The organism is Candidatus Poriferisodalis sp. (genome assembly GCF_965208555.1).
Taxonomy (GTDB): domain Bacteria; phylum Actinomycetota; class Acidimicrobiia; order Acidimicrobiales; family Poriferisodalaceae; genus Poriferisodalis.
Map to the genome: position 1 here is coordinate 3,560,902 of NZ_OZ242342.1, position 22,559 is coordinate 3,583,460.

Annotated in this window: 23 protein-coding genes; 9 read left to right on the forward strand and 14 right to left on the reverse strand. The window is 66.0% G+C overall.

Annotation, left to right across the window (positions count from 1 at the left end; genetic code table 11):
• Positions 1-33: 33 nt before the first annotated feature.
• Both ACOGXE_RS16230 and ACOGXE_RS16235 read left to right on the forward strand, forming a co-directional pair.
• Complete coding sequence (locus ACOGXE_RS16230) at positions 34-939, forward strand: phytanoyl-CoA dioxygenase family protein (protein ID WP_419931923.1); 906 nt, start codon at positions 34-36, stop codon at positions 937-939.
• A 45-nt stretch (positions 940-984) separates the two neighbouring features.
• The gene (locus ACOGXE_RS16235) at positions 985-2,556 is read left to right on the forward strand and encodes a phosphotransferase family protein (RefSeq protein WP_419931924.1); all 1,572 of its coding nucleotides are present in this window, start codon (positions 985-987) and stop codon (positions 2,554-2,556) included.
• A gap of 46 nt (positions 2,557-2,602) precedes the next feature.
• On the opposite strand, the gene ACOGXE_RS16240 is transcribed toward ACOGXE_RS16235, so the two are convergent.
• From ACOGXE_RS16240 to ACOGXE_RS16250, 3 genes are read right to left on the reverse strand one after another with little or no spacing between them, the layout of a single operon-like run.
• Positions 2,603-3,028: a DUF1761 domain-containing protein gene (locus ACOGXE_RS16240; RefSeq protein ID WP_419931925.1), complete on the reverse strand. Its 426-nt coding sequence runs from the start codon at positions 3,026-3,028 to the stop codon at positions 2,603-2,605.
• Positions 3,029-3,045: 17 nt separating this feature from the next.
• Entirely contained in the window at positions 3,046-3,948 is a 903-nt protein-coding gene (locus tag ACOGXE_RS16245) for a cache domain-containing protein (RefSeq protein WP_419931926.1), read from the reverse strand.
• Positions 3,948-4,577, reverse strand: a complete 630-nt coding sequence (locus tag ACOGXE_RS16250) for a hypothetical protein (protein ID WP_419931927.1) — start codon at positions 4,575-4,577, stop codon at positions 3,948-3,950. The genes ACOGXE_RS16245 and ACOGXE_RS16250 overlap by 1 nt, the downstream gene beginning before the upstream one ends.
• A gap of 403 nt (positions 4,578-4,980) precedes the next feature.
• On the opposite strand from ACOGXE_RS16250, the gene ACOGXE_RS16255 reads away from it, so the two are divergent.
• Positions 4,981-5,952 (forward strand): HNH endonuclease family protein, encoded by a 972-nt coding sequence (locus tag ACOGXE_RS16255; RefSeq protein WP_419931928.1) that lies wholly within the window; start codon positions 4,981-4,983, stop codon positions 5,950-5,952.
• A gap of 27 nt (positions 5,953-5,979) precedes the next feature.
• Here the strand turns inward: ACOGXE_RS16255 and ACOGXE_RS16260 are convergent, their stop codons facing one another.
• Positions 5,980-6,450: an SRPBCC family protein gene (locus tag ACOGXE_RS16260; protein ID WP_419931929.1), complete on the reverse strand. Its 471-nt coding sequence runs from the start codon at positions 6,448-6,450 to the stop codon at positions 5,980-5,982.
• A gap of 163 nt (positions 6,451-6,613) precedes the next feature.
• On the opposite strand from ACOGXE_RS16260, the gene ACOGXE_RS16265 reads away from it, so the two are divergent.
• From ACOGXE_RS16265 to ACOGXE_RS16280, 4 genes are read left to right on the forward strand one after another with little or no spacing between them, the layout of a single operon-like run.
• Entirely contained in the window at positions 6,614-7,510 is an 897-nt protein-coding gene (locus tag ACOGXE_RS16265) for an SCO6745 family protein (RefSeq protein ID WP_419931930.1), read from the forward strand.
• Between the two features lie 6 nt (positions 7,511-7,516).
• A complete protein-coding gene (locus tag ACOGXE_RS16270; protein WP_419931931.1) occupies positions 7,517-9,262 on the forward strand; it encodes a glutamine--tRNA ligase/YqeY domain fusion protein in 1,746 nt (581 codons plus the stop codon).
• Positions 9,259-10,002 (forward strand): SDR family oxidoreductase, encoded by a 744-nt coding sequence (locus ACOGXE_RS16275; RefSeq protein ID WP_419931932.1) that lies wholly within the window; start codon positions 9,259-9,261, stop codon positions 10,000-10,002. The genes ACOGXE_RS16270 and ACOGXE_RS16275 overlap by 4 nt, the downstream gene beginning before the upstream one ends.
• A gap of 60 nt (positions 10,003-10,062) precedes the next feature.
• The gene (locus ACOGXE_RS16280; RefSeq protein ID WP_419931933.1) at positions 10,063-10,950 is read left to right on the forward strand and encodes a TIGR03619 family F420-dependent LLM class oxidoreductase; all 888 of its coding nucleotides are present in this window, start codon (positions 10,063-10,065) and stop codon (positions 10,948-10,950) included.
• Between the two features lie 175 nt (positions 10,951-11,125).
• Here the strand turns inward: ACOGXE_RS16280 and ACOGXE_RS16285 are convergent, their stop codons facing one another.
• The 6 genes from ACOGXE_RS16285 to ACOGXE_RS16310 all read right to left on the reverse strand — a co-directional run bounded on the left by ACOGXE_RS16285 (position 11,126) and on the right by ACOGXE_RS16310 (position 16,062).
• Positions 11,126-12,337, reverse strand: coding sequence for a thiolase family protein (locus tag ACOGXE_RS16285; protein ID WP_419931934.1), 1,212 nt, complete (start codon positions 12,335-12,337; stop codon positions 11,126-11,128).
• Between the two features lie 95 nt (positions 12,338-12,432).
• Positions 12,433-12,816, reverse strand: coding sequence for a Zn-ribbon domain-containing OB-fold protein (locus ACOGXE_RS16290; protein WP_419933544.1), 384 nt, complete (start codon positions 12,814-12,816; stop codon positions 12,433-12,435).
• Between the two features lie 72 nt (positions 12,817-12,888).
• Positions 12,889-13,569 carry a nitroreductase family protein gene (locus ACOGXE_RS16295; protein WP_419931935.1) on the reverse strand — a complete coding sequence of 227 codons (681 nt, stop codon included), beginning with the start codon at positions 13,567-13,569 and terminating at the stop codon, positions 12,889-12,891.
• A gap of 46 nt (positions 13,570-13,615) precedes the next feature.
• A complete protein-coding gene (locus tag ACOGXE_RS16300) occupies positions 13,616-14,281 on the reverse strand; it encodes a hypothetical protein (RefSeq protein ID WP_419931936.1) in 666 nt (221 codons plus the stop codon).
• 72 nt (positions 14,282-14,353) lie between these two features.
• A complete protein-coding gene (locus tag ACOGXE_RS16305) occupies positions 14,354-14,878 on the reverse strand; it encodes a proteasome activator (protein ID WP_419931937.1) in 525 nt (174 codons plus the stop codon).
• Positions 14,879-14,952: 74 nt separating this feature from the next.
• Positions 14,953-16,062: an alkaline phosphatase family protein gene (locus ACOGXE_RS16310; protein ID WP_419931938.1), complete on the reverse strand. Its 1,110-nt coding sequence runs from the start codon at positions 16,060-16,062 to the stop codon at positions 14,953-14,955.
• 47 nt (positions 16,063-16,109) lie between these two features.
• Between ACOGXE_RS16310 and ACOGXE_RS16315 the strand changes: the two genes are divergently transcribed.
• A complete protein-coding gene (locus tag ACOGXE_RS16315) occupies positions 16,110-16,562 on the forward strand; it encodes an RrF2 family transcriptional regulator (RefSeq protein ID WP_419931939.1) in 453 nt (150 codons plus the stop codon).
• A gap of 4 nt (positions 16,563-16,566) precedes the next feature.
• Here ACOGXE_RS16315 and ACOGXE_RS16320 read toward each other — a convergent pair whose 3' ends face one another.
• Genes ACOGXE_RS16320 through ACOGXE_RS16330 form a run of 3 tightly spaced genes read right to left on the reverse strand, consistent with a single transcriptional unit; the run spans position 16,567 to position 18,597 of the window.
• Positions 16,567-17,517 carry an RluA family pseudouridine synthase gene (locus tag ACOGXE_RS16320; RefSeq protein ID WP_419931940.1) on the reverse strand — a complete coding sequence of 317 codons (951 nt, stop codon included), beginning with the start codon at positions 17,515-17,517 and terminating at the stop codon, positions 16,567-16,569.
• On the reverse strand, positions 17,514-17,999 hold the full coding sequence (locus tag ACOGXE_RS16325; RefSeq protein WP_419931941.1) for a signal peptidase II: 486 nt from the start codon (positions 17,997-17,999) through the stop codon (positions 17,514-17,516). The genes ACOGXE_RS16320 and ACOGXE_RS16325 overlap by 4 nt, the downstream gene beginning before the upstream one ends.
• A gap of 46 nt (positions 18,000-18,045) precedes the next feature.
• A complete protein-coding gene (locus ACOGXE_RS16330) occupies positions 18,046-18,597 on the reverse strand; it encodes a TraR/DksA family transcriptional regulator (protein WP_419931942.1) in 552 nt (183 codons plus the stop codon).
• Positions 18,598-18,706: 109 nt separating this feature from the next.
• On the opposite strand from ACOGXE_RS16330, the gene ileS reads away from it, so the two are divergent.
• Positions 18,707-21,919 carry an isoleucine--tRNA ligase gene (gene ileS / locus ACOGXE_RS16335; RefSeq protein WP_419931943.1) on the forward strand — a complete coding sequence of 1,071 codons (3,213 nt, stop codon included), beginning with the start codon at positions 18,707-18,709 and terminating at the stop codon, positions 21,917-21,919.
• A gap of 12 nt (positions 21,920-21,931) precedes the next feature.
• On the opposite strand, the gene ACOGXE_RS16340 is transcribed toward ileS, so the two are convergent.
• Positions 21,932-22,555, reverse strand: coding sequence for a hypothetical protein (locus ACOGXE_RS16340; RefSeq protein ID WP_419931944.1), 624 nt, complete (start codon positions 22,553-22,555; stop codon positions 21,932-21,934).
• Positions 22,556-22,559: the final 4 nt, after the last annotated feature.

The following is a 22,559-nucleotide window of genomic DNA, read 5'->3' on the forward strand; positions in this document are numbered from 1 at the left end:
ACCTGCGGGACGGCGCCCAGTACGGTTTGTGCCATGACCCTCGCCGAAGTTGTCCCGTCCGCCAGCGACGTCATCACGGACAGCCAGCGTGCCGACTATGAGGCGAACGGGTACTTGTGCCTGCCCGGTTTTGTCGGATCAGATTGGCTCGATGAGCTTCGGTCGGTGACGGCGGACTTCGTTGAAGCCAGCCGTGCCGAGACTGCTTCCGGCAAGGTCTTCGACCTCGAGCCCACACACACCGCCGAAGCGCCACGGCTGCGCCGGCTCATCTCACCGGTGGATCAGCATCCGACATACGCACGCTTCACCTTCGAGGGTCCGCCGGCACAGCTCGCTGCGGCTTTGCTGGGCGGACCGGTGCGCTACCACCACTCCAAGCTCAATTTCAAGTGGTCTGACGGTGGCGAAGAGGTGAAGTGGCACCAGGACATCCAGTTCTGGCCTCACACCGACTTCACGCCATTGACGATCGGCGTGTATCTCGAAGACGTCGACGACGACATGTCTCCGATGGGCGTGCTGCCCGGCAGCCACCTCGGTCAGCTGTACGACTTGTACGCCTCCGACGGCGCATGGGCCGGCGCGATGGGCGACGCCGATATTGCTGGGCTGGATCTGGAGAAGATGGTGTACCTCGACGGACCCGCTGGATCCGTCACCGTGCACAACTGCTGCATGGTGCACGGCTCGCTGCCCAACCACTCGCCCCGGCCCCGACCCTTGCTGCTGCAGACCTACTCCGCGATCGAGTCCTACCCCATCGGCCACATCGGCGCGAACGGGGTCACCGGGGCGAACGGGGGACGGATCTGCGGCGGCGAGGCATCGCAGAGGCTCACCATCGGCGGGCGGACGATGCACGGGGCGCCGGACTGGTCGCGCAAGGGCCCGCCGACGATCTTCGGGTCACAGCAGAACGACGACACCGGCGGCTGATCTGCCGGATCGCTCCAGACCCGATCCCCACCTCGGGAGTGCGCGATGACCGGCGAAGGCCACCATCGGTTGCCGGACTTCTTCGAGGCGCTCGATGCGGTGGTGCGCCGTGAGATTCCCGATTGCGCCCGTTTGGAGGACGCTGAGCGCCTGAGCGGCGGGGCCAGCATGGAAACGTACCGGCTGCGGTGCCGCCGTTTGTCGGATGCTGCGGACACCTTCGACGTCTGCCTGCGCCGGGGGCCTGACGGCGAAGATCGCGAAGGCGACAACGTCACCGGCGTGGAGGCCGAGGCGTTGTGCATGAGCACGGCACGCTCGGCAGGCGTTCCCGAGCCCGAGGTGCTGTACGTGCTGCGGGCCGCAGACGGCATCGGCGCCGGGTTCCTCATGGAGTGGCTGGACGGCGTGACCTTGGGCGCTCGCATCGCCCGGGCACCCGAACTGGCAGCGGCCCGCTCACGGCTGGCCTTTCAATGCGGTCAAGAGATGGCGCGCGTTCACGGCATCGATCTGGAGACCACGGGCTTGGCGAACGTGCTGCGCAGGGTCGATCCCGGTGAGTATTTGGCCGAGTCATGGGACCGCTACAAGGAGATGCCCACGCCCCAGCCGATGATCGACTATGCGGGCCGGTGGCTGACTGAGCAACTCGACGGCCGCGGCTCGGTCGAGCTGACGCTGGTGCACAACGACTTCCGCAACGGCAACGTCATGGTGGATGCCGACGAGGGCCTGACCGCCGTGCTCGATTGGGAGACGGCACATATCGGCGACCCGATGCGCGACTTGGGCTGGATGTGCACGAACTCGTGGCGATTCGGGCAGCGTCACCTGCCCGTAGGCGGGTTCGGCGAGTACGAGGACCTGTTCGCCGGCTACGAGGAAGTCTCGGGCACAGCCATCGACCGGGATCGCGTGCAGTACTGGGAAGTGTTCGGCTCGTTCTGGTGGGCGGTGGGCTGCCTCGGCATGGCTGATCGCTACCGGATCGGCTCCGATGCCACTGTGGAGCGGCCCGGCATCGGCCGGCGCAGCTCGGAGTGCCAGCTCGACTGCGTGAACCTCATCATTCCCGGACCCATCGAATTCCTCCCCGCCGTGTCTGAACTTGGTCTCCTCGAACCCGACTTCGGCCGCCGGCCGAGCGAGCCGTCGGCGCTTGGGGGCAGCCACACCAGTGCTGCCGCACATGCCGCGGCAGGCGACATGCCCCGCATGGACGAGCTGCTCGAGAGCGTGCGCGACTTCCTGCACGGTGAGGTCCGCCAAGCCACCGAGGGACGCACGAAGTTCCTCGCTCTTGTGGCTGGCAATTCGATCGACATCGCGCTGCGGGAACGCCTGATCGGCCCGCAGCTGCATCGTTACGAGCTCGACCGGCTCACCGCTCTGGTAGGCGACGCGGCACTGCTGGCAAACTCAGCGCGCTCGGGGGACGCTGCAGTCGCCGAGCAGGTGACTGCGTTGCGCTGGAAGCTCGTGCACGCGCTGCGGGAGGGCTCGATGCCGCTGGACGAACCCGGTCTAGCGGACTACCTGCGCACTTCGGCCGCACACCAGGTGGCGATCGATCAGCCCAAGTACTCGGCCTTCCGCCACATCGTGGGTCAGTGACCGCGCCGGCCTGAGCGGGTGCGGCCGCTGCAGCCCAGAAGCTGGGCTAACGCCACAGCGCGAGCAGCACACCGATGACGCTGTAGGAGATCAGCGGGTAGCCGGCGTTGATCGCGAGCAGCCTGAAGCTGCGGCCCTCGAAGGCGTAGTTGATGCCGTTGGAGGTGACAACGAAGCCAACAGCGGCGAGCACGCCCAGTCCGAGGCCTTCGCCGAAGGAATCGACATCGAGGCCTTGGCCAAGCAGCGCCAGCGCCAGGGTGAAGACGAATGCCAGCACGATCGCCAGCACGTACGGGTACCACTGGCGCGGCGTGCCCTTCATCGCCTCCATGTCCTCATCGGTCAGCCCGACTTCGGCCATCCACGGCTTGGCCAGCGTGCTGTACCACGCTGCCCCGAGCACCTGGTTGAACACGATCGCCACGATGATCGCCCACCAGTTCAGGCTCCCCAGGTCCATTGCATCCATGAGTGCTCTCCTGTCATTCAGCCGGTTGACTCGTTGCGGTACCAACCGCCGCCTATGAGTGTGCCGTCCACGTCGATCAGCCACATGCGCATGGTCCTGGGGTGACCGGACTCGGCGGGATTGTCCTTGGCGACGATCCAGCCGCCCTCTGCGGTGGCGTCGCGCACAGCCGGTCCCAGCAGATCTTCGATGTCGGTCCCGATGAGGCTGGGATCTATGTGAGCCAGGATCTGGCCGTCGGGAGTCGCGACGATGCCCGTGAAGTAGCCGTCCAGCGTGTTGGTCCTGTTGTAGTACTGCGCGGTCGGAATGAGGCCTGCAGTGATGCCCCGTGGATCGTTGGAATACGCGAAGTAGGCCTCCAGCCCGCCGTCGCGAAAGTGCTCAGCCGCCTCTGAGAACAGCAGCGGTGCGAGCTCCTCGGTGTCGATGTACCAGCCAGAGCCGAACAGCAGCCCGTCATGGCGGACGACCCAGGCGTTCTTCAGCTCGAACACGTCGTCGTCGCCGAGTGTCTCTGCGGCCGGGTTGACATACACGTAGGGCACCCAACGGCCCGACTCGGTAGCGGCGAGCATCTCAGGGCCGAAGTTGTAGCCGTTGATGTCGGTGCCCACGGCGCCCTTGACGTCCAGCCCCCGCCGACCCGGTTCGTAGTGGCCGATGACGGTGCCGTCACGATCGATGACGAACACGTACCACTCGTCGTCGACGTTGGCGGGGTCGTTGTAGTGAGCCAGCATGGAATCCAGCCCCTCTGCCTCATAACGGGCGACGGCTTGGTCCACGACGAACTGCGTGTACGCCGCTGGATCGGCCTTCGAAGGTGCCGATGGCGCGTCGTCGGCCGTGCCGGCGTTGCCAGTGCAACCGGCGACGAGCAGCAGCCCGGCAGCCGCGATGGCTGCCAGCAGGGCCACTACAGGCCGCCGGCTACCGTGCAGCTGATCGCTGCGAGCGTGCTGTGGGAGCCGCTGGCGTACGCGGTCCCGTCCACGGTCCATGTGCCCTGAGCAACCGATGTCCACTCATGGGACAGCTCGTCGTCGGTTCCGTCATCGAGCGGGATGAACTGGCCGAACCTCGGGTATCCCGTGGAGTACTCCGCCCACACTTCCCAGCCCGTTGTCCCCTCAGCGGGGTCCAAGGTCACGGTGATCGAGGACGCGGTCGTCGTACACGAAATGCTGCTCGACGAGCTCGACGGCGTTGTAGTCGTTGTCGTAGTGGTCGTGGTGGTCGTGGTCGTGCCGGCAGTGGCGACCGTGCAGGTCGCCTCCCCGATGCTGATCCATGAGCCGTCGACCGTCTGCATGGTCACGCCCACGGTGTAGGTGCCCGTCGACAGATTGGTGAACTCCGACGAGGCCGACCCGGTGGTCCGACCGCTCCAGTCCACGATCTGGCTGACCTCTGATCCTGCGGAGTTCCGCACCCACGCCGTGTATTGGTAGGCGCGCATCTCGCCGTTCCACGACACCGTGATCGAGGAAGTACCCGCCGAACACGACACTCCGCTGTACACATGCGCGCCAGCCACCAGAGTCATGCCAGCCACAAGTAGCAACGCAATCGCCGAAACCGCAACAACTCGAACGACTTTGCCGGCATGCGCTCTATCGGTGGTGTTCACAACAATAGAGCATATGTGCCTATGCACATATGCAAGGCCTAGAGCACCTACATGCAAGGTTCACGCCTGTCGCGAAGTGCTGCAACCGCTGATTGGCCACGGGCTGATCTAGGTTGCGCGCGTGCTACGCAGCGGGCAGATCGAGAGCCATCGCGTCGCTGTGGGGCAGAAGCTCCGACACCTGCTGTTGGGTGCTGCTTTGGTCCTTGCTTCGTGCGACGCAGGAACCAGCGATAACGCGGATGTCGAGGAGAATCGGCCGGCTCCTCCCGTCACGGATGCTCGCCCAGCATCGACGGAGCCAGACCTCGACACGGCCGTGACACGCCCGCCGTCCACCGAGTCTGCGAGCGATGACGGTGCCGCCGACGCCACCGAATCGGCTGACGCGGGCGAGACCATCGTTGAGGAAGAGGAATCGGAGGCGTTCCCACAGGTCACGTTCCCTGAAGCCACTGTTCGCGATCCGGAGGCGGAAGCCGCCGACCGGGAGCGACGCCAGAGCGTGATCGGCTTGTTCGAACGGCTGCGCGTCCAGGCTGAGCGCAGAGCCGGATACGACCGGGAGGCGGTCTTCGATGGCTGGCTCTACAGCGGCGGCCAATCGACGCGGGATCGGGTGCTGGCCTCTGAACAGCTCCCGGACGGCACATGGTTCTCCACCTACGACTCGGTGGTCGTGCTGGCGGCGGCTGACCTTGACATCGACCACACTGTGCCGCTCGCCGAGGCATGGGAATCAGGCGGCCATGCTTGGTCAGCCGACACGTGGACACGCTTCGGGAACGATCTGGACGACCCACGCTCGCTCATCGCAGTCAGCGCGTCAACGAACCGGAGCAAGGGGGCCAAGGATCCACAGGACTGGTGGCCGCCTGAGTCGGGCTACCGCTGCCAGTACGCAGCGGATTGGATTGCGGTCAAGGCGCGCTGGAACCTGACGATGGACGCCGCCGAGCAGCGATCGATCGATGCCCAGCTCGAGTCCTGTTCTGGCGCCGAGTTCGTCTTCAGCTCCCCGCTGACGGCGAGGGTGACGCTCGCGGAGTCCTCGACAGCACCGGAGGACGATTCCTCCGCCGCTGGTGAGCCCGACGCAGTCCAGGAGGCCATCGAAGAGCCTGCCAACGATTGCCACCCGGCCTACGAGCCGTGCTTGCCATACCTGCCGGGCGACGCGCTCAACTGCGGCGATCTGACGGCCGAGCAGAAGCCAGTCCGCGTCAAGGAGATCGGCGTAGACCCCTACCGGTTGGATCGCGATCGCAACGGCTTGGGCTGCACGTCCTAGCCCAGGACATCGCGGCCTCGAGCGGGTTTAGGACTCGGCGGCGGCCTTGATGGCGGCGAGCGTCTCGGTCATGCCTGCACGCACGACGTCTGCACGCGCCGCCAGTTGTTCAGGGGTGAGCGGCTGAAGGGTAGGCGGCAGCGAGAGGACATCCCAGATTTCGGTCAGAGTGGCTCCGCCTGCCGCACCCGGCGAGATCCGGTAGGTCCAGCGCACATACGGACCCTCGGGATCGTCCGGGCGAGTCACCCATTCGAAGCACTCTGGGGGCTGGGCGACGGTGACGGTGCACGGCACGCTCCATTCACGTTCGCCAAGTCGATTGTGGCCTTCGAATGTCGAGCCTTCGGCACCCGGTGTGCCGTTGGTCCAGTCGGCTCCGACATTCTCGGGGCTCCACTCGCCCATGCGGGGGACGTCGGACACCAGGGCGTAGACGGCCTGCGGAGGCGCTGCGATTTCCACGCTCGTCTCGTGCTGCATTCCATGAACGGTCATGGCACGAACCGTAGTGCGGCCCGGTCGCGTCGATCCGGGCTGGTGTGCCTCGGCGGGAATCGCGTGTCGAGGTTCCGGGCCATACCATTGCGGCCACCTCGGGCGGGTCGTCTGGCCGCCTGCAGGCACCGACGCACGAGCGCCACAGGCATCAGGAGCACACATGGGCGAGATCCCTCGCAGCGAGGACCGTCGCAGTCCGATCCGGCGGCTGGGTCGGTTCGTGGAACCCATCCACACGGTCGCCTACTACTCACCCGAGATCTATGGGTTTAACGATGACGGCTTCAAAGGCTGGTGGCACGCGTACTTTGCCTACCGATCCGCCCCCATGGGTGCCGTGAGCGCTCCCACCGTGACATCGGTCTTCTACAACTTTGCACCGCGCATGGTCTCCCGAGCCGTACCTGGATGCTGGGACATCATGGAGCCCGATGCAGTGCTGGCCCGCTACCGCGAGCTCACCACGGCGTCCATGGGCCGCGCGCTGGGCGACTACCCCGAGCCGGCCGACATCGCCGGTGCTGCAGCGGCAATGCGCAGCTTCACCGCCGATCTGCCCGCCGGAGCCCGGCCGCTCTACGGCGCTTGGGCACAGCAGCCGTGGCCCAGCGAAGACGGCGGCGACGCCGCCATGGATCTGTGGCACGGCTGCACCCTGCTGCGGGAGTTCCGCTTCGACGCCCACAACATCGCATTGGCGGCTGGCGATCTGGACCCCGTCGAGTGTCACGTCATGATGACCAGCGGCGGACACGGCAATGGCGCAACGATCCAGAAGATCCGCGGCTGGACGCTGGAAGAATGGGATGCCGCCTGTGCCCGGCTCGTCGAGCGTGGATGGATCACCGACGAGGGCACCCAAACCGACGACGGCAACTCCGCTCGCCGCTCGGTCGAGGCCGACACCGACCGTCTCTCGCTTGCAGCAGCCGAGGCCCTGGGTGCCAACGACCTCGAAGCGCTGCTGGGCCAGCTGGAACGCGTCATGGACTACCTGGTCGCGACCGGCACCGTCTCGGGGACGTGGCCGCCGCCGCACGTCACGGTTTCCGCCTGAAATCCTGTGCCTGATCGAACCGCAGCGAGGAGTCCGAGCCCGGACGACAGCGGCGGGCGTGACTTCATCCGCAACCTCGTCGTCGCGGACACCGCATCGAACCGGTTCGAAGGACGCGTCCAGACACGCTTTCCCCCGGAACCGAACGGATACCTCCACATCGGTCATGCCAAGGCGATCTGCCTCGACTTCACTGTTGCGGCGGAATTCGGCGGGCACTGCTTCCTGCGATTCGACGATACGAATCCCGCCACCGAGAGCCCCGAGTACGTCGACGGCATCATCTCCGACGTCGCGTGGCTCGGATTCGAGCCACAGGAGATCCGGTACGCCTCCGACTACTTCGATCAGTTCTACGAATGGGCGGAGCTGCTGATCAGCCGGGGGCTGGCGTACGTCGACGATCAGGATGCCGAGGCAATCTCTGCTGGACGAGGAGGCTTCGGCCAGCCGGGAACGGACAGCCCGTTCCGGGACCGTTCGGTGTCGGAGAACCTGCGCCTGTTCCGGGAGATGGCTGCCGGCCAGCACCCAGAAGGCAGCCGGGTGCTGCGGGCCCGCATCGACATGCAGCACGAGAACATGCAGATGCGGGACCCGGTGATGTACCGCATCCGCCACCGGCATCACTACCGGCAAGGCGACCGGTGGTGCATCTACCCCACCTACGACTGGGCTCACGGGCAGGGAGACGCGGTCGAGGGCGTCACGCATTCGCTGTGCACGCTGGAGTTCCGTGACAATCGGGCGCTGTACGACTGGTACTTGGAGCACTTGCCCACCGCTCAGCTGGGCCATGACGGCGACCGGCCCTACCAGACCGAGTTCGCCCGTCTGGAGCTGACTCATACGGTCACCTCCAAGCGCGTACTGCGCCGCCTCGTCGAAGACAGCCACGTCGAAGGCTGGGATGACCCCCGGCTGCCCACGCTGCGGGCCCTGCGCAGGCGTGGCTATCCCCCGGCGGCGATCCGCGACTTCTGCTCCTTCATCGGTGTCGCACGCACCAACAGCCGGCACGCGCCGGAGCTGCTCGAATCGTTTGTGCGGGCTGAATTGAACGCAACGGCCCCGCGACGGATGGTGGTGTTGCGTCCGCTGAAGCTGGTGATCACCAACTGGCCCACCGATGACGACGGCAATCCGGCCATCGAGTATCGGGAAGCCATCAACAATCCTGAGGATCCTTCCGCCGGTACGCGGCAGGTGCCGTTCAGCGGCACGCTGTGGATCGACGAGGACGACTTTCGGCTGGAGGCCCCTCCCAAGTTCTTCCGGTTGGCTCCGGGACGAGAAGTCCGCCTTCGGGCCGGATACTTCGTTCGCTGCACTGACGTGATGACCGACAGCGACGGCAACGTCGTCGAGGTGCACTGCACCTACGATCCGCAGACCTCAGACGGCCAGGCACCCGACGGCCGCAAAGTCAAGGCCACCATCCACTGGGTGAGCGAACAGCACGCTGTGCCCATCACTGCTGCCACCTATGAGCGACTCTTCGACGCTGAGCTGCCCGGCGAGCGCACCGGCGACCCCCTCGATGACTTGCACCCGGATTCGCGCGAGCTGCTCGATGCCGTGGCGGAACCCGCGATCGCCGACATCAGCCCTGGTGACGTCGCCCAGTTCGAACGCATCGGCTACTTCTGTGCTGATGATCGACATGCCGGGTTGTTTCACCGCACGGTCGGCCTGCGTGACGAGTGGGCGAACATCCAGAAGCGCCGACAACGACAAGGAGCACAACGATGAGCGACCGGGTGGCGATCATCACCGGCGGCGGTACCGGCATCGGTCGAGCGTGCGCACTGGCGCTCTCGGAAGCTGGCTGGAAGACGGTCGTGTGCGGCCGTCGCCGGGAGCTGCTCGACGAGGTGGTGGATCAGTGCGCTGCTGACTCGCTGGCCGTCGCGGCAGATGTCTCCGTACCCGAGCAGGTCGATGCGCTCTTTGCTGCAGCCATGGACCGGTTCGGCCGAGTTGACCTCCTGTTCAACAACGCTGGCATGGGCACCCGCCCAGTGCCGATCGATGAGCTGCCCATCGCCGACTGGATAGCCGCCGTCGGGGTGAACCTCACGGGCTCGTGGCTCTGCGCTCGAGCGGCGTTCGCCCAGATGAAGCGCCAGGATCCCTCCGGCGGCCGCATCATCAACAATGGATCGGTGTCGGCGCAGACACCCCGGCCGCATTCCTCGCCCTACACGGCTACGAAGCACGCGATCACTGGCCTGACCAAGGCCCTGTCGCTGGAAGGGCGGGATCACGGCATCACCGTCGGGCAGATCGACATCGGCAACGCCGAATCGCCCCTGACCGCCCCGATGGCCATAGGTGTCCCTCAAGCGGACGGCAGCATCCGTGCCGAACCGCTGATGGATGTCGACGACGTGGCGCGCGCTGTTCTGTACATGGCGGAACTCCCCGCCGACACCAACGTGCTCACCATGACGGTGATGGCCAACGGCATGCCCCTCGTCGGCCGCGGCTAGAGGGCCCCTGCCGCCTCCGCAGCGGGCGCACACAAGGGCACGCGACTTAGGCTGCGCGCCATGAGATTCGGGTACCTGACCGGCAATCACTACGGCGGCATCGATCCAGGCGATCTGGCCCATGAACTCGAAGCGCGGGGCTACTACTCGGTCTGGTATCCCGAGCACACCCACATTCCCACGTCGCGCCAGAGCCCCTACCCCAACGGCGGGCAGCTGCCCGGGACCTACTTCCACATGATGGACCCGTTCGTGTCGATGGGTGTCGCGGCGGCACGCACGTCAAAGATCAAGCTGGGCACAGGCATCTGCCTCATCCTGCAGCACGACCTCATCGATCTTGCCCAGACCGTGGCTTCGGCCGATGTGCTGTCAGACGGCCGTGTGGTCCTCGGCATCGGCGTCGGCTGGAATCAAGAGGAGTTGGCCGATCACCGGCCCGACATGCGCTTCCGTCAGCGCTACAGCGCGATGCGGGAACGGGTGGCGGCCATGCGCTCCATCTGGGCGCACGACCCCGTACCTGCCCTGGACGGCCGCTGGGACCGCCACAGCGAGTCGTGGATCTATCCCAAGCCGGTGGAGGGATCCGTACCGATCTCTCTCGGCAATGCCGGCCCGCTCGGGATCCAGCATGCGGCGGAGTATGCGGACGAATGGTGCCCCATCGACGTCGGCGTGATGAACGTCAGCGGCAAACCCGATGTCGTCGGCGGCATCGAGCGATTCCGCCGCTTGGCGGCCGAAGCAGGTCGTGACGATGCCAATGACATCCCGATCACGCTCTATATCTGGGGCAGGCCGCGGCTGGACCGGTTGGAGTCCTACGCCGACGCGGGAGTGAGCCAGTTCGTGTTCACACCGGTGAACTTCGACCTGCCGTCGGCAGACGAGACGCTGCGCTACCTCGACGAGCTGACACCCACGCTCGAGGCGTTCGAAAAATAGGCCTCGCGACGGTGCTTGACGAAGTACGCTGACCGAAGAGGCCAGCCTCAGCCGGGTGTGGCCGAGTCCGAGAAGGCGCTTCACCCGGAGAGGCTGGCCCTCTCGCGAGCGTAGTGATGGTTTGTGGTTGCTCTCAGTGAATTTCAGTAGATTTCGCGCACCGTTGCAGCCTGGCCTAGAGGCCGGAGCGCTCCAGGATGTGCACGCCGCAGCTGGAGCCCAGACCGATCACGTGAGCTAGGCCCACCTTGGCGTCGGGGACCTGGCGGTCGCCCGCTTCGCCGCGAACATGGGTGGCCACTTCGAACAGGTTGGCAACACCGGTGGCGCCGATCGGGTGCCCCTTCGACAGCAAGCCGCCTGAGACGTTCACCGGGATCTCGCCGTCACGCCAGGGGCCGCCTTTGTCGATCCACTCGCCGGCACCTCCGGGTTCGCACAGCCGCAGGTTGTCGTAGTGGCGCAGCTCGGCGGTGGCGAAGCAGTCGTGCAGTTCGACGAGGTCGAGGTCGGCAGGGTCGACTCCGGAGGCCTCGTAGGCAGCATCGGCGGCGTTGCGGGTGAGCGTGTTGACATCGGGCTGCACCTGGCAGCCCTCGGTCCAGGGGTCTGAAGTCAGCACCGATGCCGAGACCTTGACGGCCCGACGCTGCTGGTCTCGCGGCAGCGACTTCAGCTTCTCGTCGGACACGAGCACAACCGCTGCCGAGCCGTCACCGGTGGGGCAGCACATCAGCAAGGTGTTCGGGTAGGCGATCACCTCGGAACCCATCACCTCTTCCAGCGTGAATGCCTTGCGGTATTGCGCCAGGGGGTTCAGCGTGGAGTGCTCGTGGTTCTTCTGGGCCACCTTGGCGAACTGCTCGAAACCGACTCCGTCGTTCTCGTAGGCGTACTCCATGCCGGCCTGCGCGAACACACCCGGCATCATGTTGGTGCCGAGGCGACCCTCGACTCCGACGACGGAGCCGAAGCGGCCCTTGCGCTCGAACACCTGCTTGTCGGAGCGAGCCGCGCGATCGGCACCGAGCATGCCCATCTTGCCCATCTGCTCGACGCCGACTGCCAGCCCCATGTGAGCCTCACCGGCTTTGATCGCCATCATCACGGTGCGGACGGCAGTTGCCCCGGTAGCGCAGGCGTTGGCCACGTTGTAGACGGGAATGCCGGTCTGGCCCAGCTGCTTCTGCAGGCGCTGACCGACGCCGCCGTTTGCTTCGTACAGGCAGCCTGCCGCCAGGACGTCCATCTCGGCCATGGTCACGCCGCCGTCATCGAGTGCTCCCAAGGATGCCTCGGCAGCCAGGTCGATCAGGTCTTTGTCCGTGTAGCGGCCGAACTTGGTCATCGAGGTGCCGAGAATCCACACGGGTTCTTCGCTGCTCATGGGTGCTCCCTGTCGGTGTGATGGTCGGTGGTGCTGGTTCTTGATGATGGTCGATGGTCAGGTCAGGTGCTGTGACAGTCGCGAATCGCTCCGGATCATGCTGCGACCGGCTCGTAGCCGAAGGCGACAGCTTCGACGCCGTCGTCGTCGGTCGCCGTCACATACGTGGCGAGGCGCACACGCATCCCCAGAGTCACGTTCTCGGGCTTGGGTTCGACATTGATGATGTTGCTCTTGACGCGCCCGCCGCCGTCGAGATCGACGACAGCAGAGACGTACGGTGCCGGCACGCCCCTCGCTGCTCGGTGCACGATGGTGAAGGTCCGCACCGAGCCGGTGTTGGCCAGCCGTGATGCTGTGAACTCGCGCGCCCCGCACGCTGCGCACGCATTGCGCCGATCGAAATAGGTGGCCCCGCAGTTGTCGCATACGTTCGCGACCAAGTGAGGTTCGTCGTTCAGATGCAGGTACTCGACCATCGCAATCTGTTCTGGGGAGATCCGGTCAGGCGGGTTTCCGTTCGGCGCGCTCTCGTCGGTCACCTCAGCAACTTACCAGTGACCCAGCCAGCGGCCCCGATGCGCCACGGGCCGGCTGGCGATGCTGTGGCCGTCACGGGCCGGGACTTGTTCTGTATCGAATAGCGGGCGCCGCGGGCGGTTCTCGCTGGCGGCAGGCCCGCCGGCTGTCTCCGCAGCTCGATCCGGCCATCCGACGGCAATCACGCCCACAGCGTCGTGCGATGCCGGAACCCCGAGTGCGGCGGCGATCGCATCGCCATGTTCGAACATCCCGAAGAAGAGAACTCCGAGGCCCTCGTCGATTGCGGCGAACTGCAGCGCCATCGCGGCAAACGCAGCATCCACCGTCCAGTACGGCGTCGCCCAGTCCCCTGCGTGGTGGCCGAGGCCGGTTTGTGCCTTGTCGGGCTCTGCATAGCGCTCGAGGTACGCCCGTGGATCTGCCCACACCGTGATCAAGACCGGGCAGGCGAGCAGACTGGCCCAGCGAAAACCGGCCCGTCGATCCGCAGGCATGGCTGCATCCCAGTAGCGAGCCGTCTCCTCCGGACCGCACAGCACAACGAAGTCGAACCCCTGTGCATTGCCAGCCGACGGCACCCGGCGCGCCGAGTCGAGCACACGTGCCAGCAACGGCTCGTCGATGGGGTCCGGCAAGAAGTGCCGGGTCATCCGTCGCCGGCGGGCGAGTTCGCTGAATCCGGGGTTCACAGGCGCATGCGCTCGGCTCGCCCGAAGGCTCATGAGGCCTCGAGCGCTACAGCAGTTTCGCGAGATCTTCCCGGCTGGCCCAGCCGAACGCGATCAGTGCATCGCCGTTGGCTGTGTCGAACCCGTCGAACAGCCCGATCATCGCCGAGTCAAGCTTCTCGGGCCGCGGTGCAGTGTGGTTCAGGACAAATGACGGCCCGCCATCGCCGTACACCTTGAACTCGCGGGCCTTGTACTCGCCCTGCACATCGAAGCGCTTCGCCAACCGCCGACCCCAGGCACGGTCTTCGCCGTTCGGCTCGTAGCCGGGGCGAGGCACCACCCGGTCAAGCGGCTTGAATGCGGTGAAGGCGGCTGCGTCGGCCATCTGGCACGCCACCAGCACGTCCTCGTCGGGGAACGCCAGCACTGCGCGCCGCAGCTGGTCGGTCATCATCGCTCGCAGGGCGCTGTCGCGGCGGGCGGAACGTCGTGTGGCACCTGCGCCCATCAGCACGGTCGGATCGCCGCCGACTCGCTCGAGTGTGCAGAAGCCGTAGGCAGCGAGCTTGGTGCCGTCCCGCACATGGGTGACGAGCACCCACGCATCGCGCTGCTTGGAGAGATGGCCGACGTCGAAGTGGACGTTCTCGCCGGTGACCAATTCGGCCATCTCGGAGATCTCAGCGTCGCTGAGTGCCGTGCAGTCCTTTGTCTCAACCTCGAGCGCCATGTGCGTTTCGCTCCCTGCGATGGTTGCTGGCCGATCCCCCGGTGCCGGCCAACCGGTTCGGTTAGTTGTCGGTCACAGATAGACACCGCCGCGCTCTGGTGCCGCAGGTTGCTGGGGCTGCCCGCCGGCTTCGAGCGCATTGCCGCGCATCGTGCGCAACTGCCGTTCGGCCATCATCTGCTGTGCCGAGACCGCTGCTTGGATGCCGTGGAAGAGCCCCTCGAGCCATCCCACCAGCTGAGCTTGAGCGATTCGCAGCTCAGGGCCTGACGGGATGTCTTCATCGAAGGGCAACGCAAGCCGATTCAGCTCGTCTGCGAGTGGCTCGGACAGCGCCGTTGCCAGCTCGTCAACCGAGAGGTGATACACGTCGCGCATGCGGTCGCGGCCTGCCTCGTCGAGCTCCGCATGGCGGACTTCTTCGAGCAGTTTGCGAATCATGCCCCCGATGCGCATGAGCTTCGCCGGTTCGGGAACGAAGGCTTCGCCGTCGATGTCGTCTTCCGTGAGCGGTCCGCTCTCCAGCAACTCACCCTGTTCTGGGCCTTGAACCGAATCGCCGACCACCGTCAAAATGCTATCTGGCGAGTAATCCATCCCCGCCGGGCCAAAGTCCTCCCGACCGCATAAACACTGGGCGCAGCCTGGCCTGAGGCGGTTGTGCACCTCGCTCACATCTGCGCGAACGGCACCAGCATTTCTTCGGCGGTCAAGCCGCCGTGACGGCCAATGAGCGCATGGTGCGGCCGGTCCTCGTCGGGCATCGTGAACGCTCGCAGACCTCGGGGCACCAGCGCGACATCGCCGAGCCGGCCTCGGGCCGCCACGCTGACATGACGACCCAGCCACTGTTCGTCCAGCACCCGGGCGACCGGAGCAATTTCGGCGAAACCGCCGTAGCGCTCGCAAGCGCTCACCAGTTCGGACTCGGCGCCCGTGCGCGCGTGCAGCCACAGCAGCCGGGCTTCGCCGGACCAGCCGTCGGTGAGCGCCGCCACTTCAGGATCGATCATGACTGGCGGCTCGAGGACCTCGACGACGCCGTGATCTGCAGTGACGATGAGCGGGATGTCGGCCGGCATCTCGGCCCGCAGAGCAACAGCCAGGCCTTCCGCCTCAGTGAGGGCCGATCGATATCGATCACCGAGGCCGAACTCGTGAGCGACCTTGTCCAGCGTGTCGTAGTACGCGAACACGAGCCGGCAGCCCTCGTCCACCGCTTGTCGCACCGCGGCGACGATGCCCGGCACGTCGTGCCAGCCCCAGAACGAGCTCCCGCGCAGATGAGCTGCGGTGAATCCGCTGTGACGGAACTCCGAGCGGGTCACAACGGCAACGGGTTGGCCGCAGAACGGCTCCACGGGCTGAAGTTCCTCGGGCGGCAGCTCAACCCGTGCGTCCCGCCCGCCGGCTCGCCAGCGAAGCGCATTGAGCAGCCCGACCGGGGTGGCAATGCGGTACCCGATGAGTCCGTGCTCACCTGGCGCTGCTCCGGTAGCCAGTGAGGTCAGTGCCGTTGCCGTGGTGGTCGGGGCAACCGTGGTGATCGGCGGCGTCTCGTCGCTGGCTGCAGCAAGCGACGGAGCGAGAGAACGATGGCGGCGCAGCTGGTGCCATCCGAGGCCGTCGATCACCAGCAGCACGACCGTGCGTGCGGCGGCAACGGCGTCACTGACGAGACTGGCCTCCACGCCGGCGAGGAGGGCCGGCACCACTGCGGTGACACAGCGATCGTCATATGACGGCAGCGTGCGGTCAAGCGCCAGCGGTCCCCCCTCCATGCTGGGGACCCTAGGGGCGCTCCAGAGCCGGGGCTACGCTGCCCATCGTGGCGGTCTCGACGCGGGGAGACTACGCGAGCCGCGCGTTGCTGTCCCTGGTCCTCAACGACAACGGCCGGCCGACGTCAGTGCGCGACATTGCAGAGCGAACAGGTTTGCCCCAGCCCTACCTCGAGCAGATCCTGCTCGCACTCAAAGGGGCCGGATTGGTCCGCTCCAAACGTGGCGTCGGGGGCGGGTACGTGATGGCTCGTGACCCGGCCGAGGTCACGATCGGCATGATCGTCCGGGCTGTCGACGGCCCGATCGCGCTCGGCGACTTCGGCCAGCCTCATCAAGACGGCGCCTGTGACCACGAAGGGCAATGCGTCTTGCTTGCGATCTGGGATTCAGTCGGCCATCGCATGCGCGCCGAGCTGGATTCCTACAGCCTCGCTGCGGTGGCGGAAGTCGCCCGGGGACGTGCGCCATGGCCGGGATCCGCCGCGGAGACGCCGTAACGGTTCATTCGGCCCAGAACACCGACGAGTGCGAGCCGAAGCCTGCCAGCGCTTCGGTGAAGTCCTCCGGCATCGGGGCTTCGAAGCTCACCTCGGCACCGGAGGCGGGGTGCTGGAACGTCAGCCGGATCGCATGCAGGAGCGGGCGGTCGATGCCGAAGGGATCCGGCGCGCCGTAGATCGTGTCGCCGAGCAGCGGCAGCCCGATGCTGGCGAGGTGTACGCGGATCTGGTGTGTCCGTCCTGTCTCGAGGCTGCAGCGAAGCAACGCGGCTTCCACGGGATGCGTGTAGGTCTCCACGACGCTGTAGTGCGTCCGGGCCTCGCGGCCTTCGGATGTCACCGCCATGAGGGTGCGATTCTCCCGATCCCGACCGACCGGCGCGTCGATCGTGCCTGTCGGAGAAGCCGGGTGACCCTTCGCCAACGCCGCGTAGAGCCGGCGAACCCGCCGCATCGAGAGCTGCTCGACGAGGGCGACGTAGGCATGCGAACTGCGTGCGCACACCAGGATTCCGCTGGTCCCGCGATCGAGCCGGTGAACGATGCCCGGCCTTCCGGGCTGGCCGACGTCAGCCATCTCCGGGTACCGCTCGACCAGAGCGTCCGCGAGCGTGCCTGCGGGGTGCCCGCTGCCCGGATGCGTGATGACGCCGGGCGGCTTGTCCACGACCACGATGTCTGCGTCGGCATGCAGAATCTCGAACGGGACCGTCTCATCGTTCCGGGGTTCAGTCTGCGCCCGGGCCTGCAGCTCGGCAATGTCGACCGTCGAGCCCGCTGCGACCCGTACCGAGCTGGCCCGAGCCGCCTGCCCGTCGATCAGCACGCACCCCTCGGCAACAAGCTTGGCCGTGTGCGATCGGGATTTCCCCGTCAGCAGTGACAGTGCCCGATCGATGCGCTCGCCGGACAGCGATTCCGGGATCTCGAATCGCGCCAACCGCTCAGTCACCCAGGCGTCTCCTCGGAGGCTCGGCTCCCGCGTCGTTCGCTGCGGTACAGGTGGAACAACACCATGACGAGCCCGATCGTGATGGAGGCATCAGCCACGTTGAATATCGGCCACCACTGGAGATCGATGAAGTCCACCACTGCGCCACGTCCCCAGGCCGCCCCGCGAAAGACGCGATCAGCCAGATTGCCCAACGCCCCTCCGATGATCCCGCCGAGGCCCATCGCTCCCCAGATGCCCTGGACGCGCCGTCGTGACGACCACAGCACGCCGACGATCACGAGGGCCACGAGTGCGAGCACCGGACCGAGCCCGCTTCCCGTCGAGAAGGCGAAGCCAGTGTTGTAGACCAGTCGCAGGCGCAGCGTCCACACCAAGTCGATGATGCGATCCTCGAGAGCCGCCAGGGCCCAGGCCTTGGTGATCTGGTCCAGACAGAGAACGACCCCCGAAGCGATGGCGATGTTGAGGTTGCGCGTCACACGGCGTCTCGGAGCTGGCTGCCGGTTGGCAGGCACCTCGTCCCGGTCAGGGCCGGCGCCACGCCGGGCCGCTGCTCTTGACCTCCACGCGCATCGAAGCGTGCGGGATCGCCTCCAGTCGCTCTTTGGGGATCGGCTTGCCCGACACGACGCAGATGCCATAGGTGCCGTCTTCGATGCGCGCCAGGGCTGCGTCTATCTCGCCGATCTCCTCACGTTCCCGCGCTGAGATCTGCAGCGCTCGATCGCGCTCCACGGCGATGGAGTCCCCTTCGCCCGACTCCTCATCGAACTGAACATCACCCGGCTCACGCTCGCTGACGAGCTGTTCGGCCTCGGCTTCGTAGCGTTCTGCGTGCTCGGTGTAACGGCGTCGTTCAGCCAGCAGCGCCTGTCGCTGCTTTTCGAGAAACACTTCGCCGAAGCGGGGTTTTGCGGTCTTGCGACGGGATGCGGCTTTCTTCGCAGGAGCCTTCTTCGGCGTACCTGCCTTCTTGGCGGCTGCCTTGGCCTTTCCCGAACTGGCGGCGCGCTTGCGAGCGGGCGCCTTCTTCTTCGCGGCGGTCTTGCGGGTGGAAGCCTTCTTCGCAGCGGCCATGGCCCCTCCCCCCTGAAACGAAGCGGCAGTCTAGGTCGCCGATTCCGGGCGCGACGGTCGGACGGCGGCGCCGTCGATTTCCCGACCTCAGGGGTACCCTCGCTGTCTCGTGAACCCGCAGGAGGCGTCGGTGAAGCGAGAGTCGGCTGACACCGTGTATCCGCGCGTGCCTGCACAAGCGAACTTCCCCCGCATCGAGGAGCGGGTCCTGGCGCGCTGGCAGGACGAGGGAACGTTTGAGGCCTCGATCGTCAACCGGCCGGCGGATGACGAGTTCGTCTTCTACGACGGCCCGCCATTCGCAAACGGACTGCCTCACCACGGCCACCTGCTGACCGGATACGTCAAGGATGTGGTTCCTCGGTATCAGACGATGCGCGGCCATCGTGTCAATCGCCGTTTCGGCTGGGACTGTCACGGCTTGCCTGCCGAGATGGAGACCGAGCGCGAGCTCGGCGTGAGCGGGCGCGCTGCCATCACCGACTTCGGCATCGAGCGTTTCAACGCTCAATGCCGCGACTCGGTGCTGCGGTACACAGCCGAGTGGCGTGAGACCGTCACCCGCCAGGCCCGCTGGGTGGACTTCGACAACGACTACAAGACGATGGACCTGCCCTACATGGAATCGGTCATGTGGGCGTTCAAGCAGCTCTGGGACCAAGGTCTCGTGTATCAGGCATTCCGAGTGATGCCGTATTCCTGGGGTGCCGAGACTCCCCTGTCGAACTTCGAGATCCGGCTCGACGACGCGACCAGGCCCCGTCAAGATCCTGCCATCACCGTCTGGTTCGAGCTGCACGATGCCGATGACAGCACGTCGGAGCCGCTGCGACTCTTGGCCTGGACGACGACACCCTGGACGCTGCCGTCGAATCTGGCGATCGCCGTCGGCACGGACATCTCCTACGCCGTCGTCGAGTCCGAGGCACTGGGCGGCGGGCGCTTCGTGCTGGCAGCCGACTGCCTCGAGGTCTACGCACCAGATCTCGAGCCATACAGCGTGGTCGGCACGATGACCGGCAGCGAGTTGGCGGGATGCCGCTACACGCCGATGTTCGAGTTCTTCGGCCATCGCACCGAAGCCTTCCGGGTGCTCGCCGGTGATTTCGTGGACACTTCCGAAGGCACCGGTGTGGTTCACCTGGCGCCTGGATTCGGCGAGGAGGACCAGTTCCTCTGCGAAGCCAACGGCATCGAGATCGGCGACGCCGTGCCCGTGGACGACCGCGGCTGCTTCGCCGGACCGGTGACGCTGTGGTCAGGCTTGAACGTATTCGATGCGAATCCCCAGATCATCGCCGAGCTGAAGCGCCGTGACCGCGTGCTGCGCCACGACACCTACGAGCACAACTACCCGCATTGCTGGCGTACCGATACACCGATCATCTACAAGGCCATCAGTTCGTGGTACGTCAAGGTCACCGAGATCACCGAGCGGTTGCTGGCGACCAACCGGCAGATCAACTGGGTGCCCGGGCACGTGCGCGACGGCCGGTTCGGCCAGTGGCTGGCAGGTGCTCGTGACTGGTCCATCAGCCGTAATCGGTTCTGGGGTTCTCCCATACCCATCTGGACGAGCGATGACCCCGCCTACCCGCGCACTGATGTGTACGGGAGCCTCGACGAGATCGAGGCCGACTTCGGAGTGCGGCCGACCGATCTGCATCGGCCGTACATCGATGCGCTGACCCGTCCGAACCCTGACGACCCCACCGGCCGCTCGACTATGCGGCGTGTGCCCGAGGTGCTCGACTGCTGGTTCGAGTCGGGATCGATGCCGTTCGCGCAGGTGCATTACCCCTTCGAGAACAAGGACTGGTTCGAGCAGAACTTCCCGGCCGACTTCATCGTCGAGTACATCAATCAGACCCGCGGCTGGTTCTACACGCTCCATGTGCTGGCTGGGGCGCTGTTCGGCCAGCCGGCATTCCAGAACGTGATCTGCCACGGCGTGCTGCTGGCCGCAGACGGCAGCAAGCTGTCCAAGCGGTTGCGCAATTACACCGAACCGACTGACATCTTCGCCAATCAAGGATCCGACGCCTTGCGTTGGTACCTGATGGCGAACAACATCGTGCGCGGCGGCAACACGCGTATCTCCGATGCCGGGATCGACGATGTCGCCAGGCAGATCCTGATCCCCATCTGGAACGCGTACTCGTTCTTCACGCTGTATGCGAACGCGGAGGGCTACGAGGCCAAGGTTCGGGTCGACTCTCCCGATGTGCTCGACCGTTATGTGCTGGCCAAGACCAGGGCCACGCTGGAATCGGTCACGCAGAGCTTGGATGCGTATGACCTGCCGGGGGCCGCGGCTGAACTGCAGGCGTTCATCGATGCATTGAACAACTGGTACATCCGCCGCAGCCGTGGACGATTCTGGGGTGAGACGTCTGTCGACTCACCGGCAGCGGGCGCTGAGCCGAACGGCGGAGCCGTGTCCCGGGTGGCTGATGATCGAGAGGCCTTCGACACGCTCTACACGGTGCTGAGGGTATTCACCGCCATGGCGGCCCCCTTGCTGCCGATGATCACCGAGGAGATCTACGGCGGTCTGACCGGTGGCGAGAGCGTGCACTTGAGCGACTGGCCCGACGCTGCGGCATTGCCGTCGGATCCAGACTTGGTCGCACGCATGGATGCAGTGCGTGACGCTGCTTCGGCTGCTCTGCGGGTACGAGAAGACGCCGGCTTGCGAGTTCGCCTGCCGTTGCGGAGCGTCACGGTGGCCGGTGCAGGAGCGGCACTGCTCGAGCCGTTCGCCTTCCTGCTAGCGGAAGAAATCAACGTCGCAGAAGTGATACTGCGCGACGAGTTGGGCGAGACGGCCACGCCGGTGCTGCGCCCTGACGGATCGGCACTCGGCCCTCGGCTCGGCAGCGCAGTCCAAGAAGTCTTCGCCGCCGCCCGTTCGGGTGACTGGAGCGTCGAAGCCGACGGAACGGCGATCGCAGGCGGGCACCGGTTGACCGAGGACGAATTCCAGCTGAGCCTGCAACCCGCCGATCCCGCCACCACCTCAGTCTTGGCCGATCATCAGCTGGTGGTGGTGCTGGATACCACGGTCACCCCCGAGCTGGAGGCCGAAGGCGCGGCGCGGGATCTGATCCGCAACATCCAGCAGACGCGCAAGGAAGCGGGACTCGATGTCACCGACCGGATCAGCCTGACGATTCGCTGGAGCCCGCCGAATGCGGACAGCGTGCGGCGTCACGAGCCGCTGGTGAGTGCTGCGGTGCTGGCCCGACAGATCGAGTGGCTGCCCGGTCCCGACGAACCCGAGATTCAGCTCGCTCGCGTTGTCACCGATGCCGATTCCTGAGGCCGTGGCCTTCTAGGCAGACAAGGGTTCCTTGCGAATCAGCGCATCCAGGAAAGGATCATCGAGCTCGTCGAGTCCCAGCGGCGGCCGGTCGGCATCGACGGCGTCGCCTTCGGACTCGACTTCGGAATCTGATTCGGACTCGGCAGGGCCGACCGAACTCGAGGCGAGCGGAGCGACGATGGTCGGCATCGCCAGCGCATCCGACCCAGAGTCGGCGTCGTGCTCCAAGAGCTCATCGGCTGCTGAAGGCTCGACAGCCTCGCCGAGTGCAGGCTCGGCAGCCTCGCTGACCTCGACGGTGTAGCCGGCATCAGAGAGCGTCCTCGATATCTCCGCTCGCACGAGACCTGACAGCGCCTCGGTGAGGTCGTCGCTCGCCGTTTTGAACGCTTCGTCCAGCGCCTGACTGCCGGCTGCCTGCAGCGCCGCGAGCGCATCGGCGATCTGCGCCACCGTCTCGGGCGAGAGCTGCACTTCCAGGGGCTGGGATGGGGACCCCGATTCCACGCTCGCCATGCGCTGGTCGATCTCGGAGACCTGCGCCGCAAGCGCCGCCAGCTGCGCACCGATGGTCTCGAGCAAGCCCTCGCCTTCGGTGTCAGGTGGATCGTCAGGGGCAGTAGGACTCGCCATGGCG

Bases quoted from the DNA above. Each gene is read 5' to 3' on its own strand.
- ACOGXE_RS16280 (WP_419931933.1), top strand. From the start codon at position 10,063: ATGAGATTCGGGTACCTGACCGGCAATCACTACGGCGGCATCGATCCA.
- ACOGXE_RS16260 (WP_419931929.1), bottom strand. From the start codon at position 6,450: ATGACCGTTCATGGAATGCAGCACGAGACGAGCGTGGAAATCGCAGCG.
- ACOGXE_RS16235 (WP_419931924.1), top strand. From the start codon at position 985: ATGACCGGCGAAGGCCACCATCGGTTGCCGGACTTCTTCGAGGCGCTC.
- ACOGXE_RS16265 (WP_419931930.1), top strand. From the start codon at position 6,614: ATGGGCGAGATCCCTCGCAGCGAGGACCGTCGCAGTCCGATCCGGCGG.
- ACOGXE_RS16250 (WP_419931927.1), bottom strand. From the start codon at position 4,577: ATGACTCTGGTGGCTGGCGCGCATGTGTACAGCGGAGTGTCGTGTTCG.
- ACOGXE_RS16310 (WP_419931938.1), bottom strand. From the start codon at position 16,062: ATGGAGGGGGGACCGCTGGCGCTTGACCGCACGCTGCCGTCATATGAC.
- ACOGXE_RS16305 (WP_419931937.1), bottom strand. From the start codon at position 14,878: ATGGATTACTCGCCAGATAGCATTTTGACGGTGGTCGGCGATTCGGTT.
- ACOGXE_RS16340 (WP_419931944.1), bottom strand. From the start codon at position 22,555: ATGGCGAGTCCTACTGCCCCTGACGATCCACCTGACACCGAAGGCGAG.
- ACOGXE_RS16240 (WP_419931925.1), bottom strand. From the start codon at position 3,028: ATGGATGCAATGGACCTGGGGAGCCTGAACTGGTGGGCGATCATCGTG.
- ACOGXE_RS16275 (WP_419931932.1), top strand. From the start codon at position 9,259: ATGAGCGACCGGGTGGCGATCATCACCGGCGGCGGTACCGGCATCGGT.
- ACOGXE_RS16330 (WP_419931942.1), bottom strand. From the start codon at position 18,597: ATGGCCGCTGCGAAGAAGGCTTCCACCCGCAAGACCGCCGCGAAGAAG.
- ACOGXE_RS16290 (WP_419933544.1), bottom strand. From the start codon at position 12,816: ATGGTCGAGTACCTGCATCTGAACGACGAACCTCACTTGGTCGCGAAC.
- ACOGXE_RS16300 (WP_419931936.1), bottom strand. From the start codon at position 14,281: ATGGCGCTCGAGGTTGAGACAAAGGACTGCACGGCACTCAGCGACGCT.
- ACOGXE_RS16285 (WP_419931934.1), bottom strand. From the start codon at position 12,337: ATGAGCAGCGAAGAACCCGTGTGGATTCTCGGCACCTCGATGACCAAG.
- ACOGXE_RS16230 (WP_419931923.1), top strand. From the start codon at position 34: ATGACCCTCGCCGAAGTTGTCCCGTCCGCCAGCGACGTCATCACGGAC.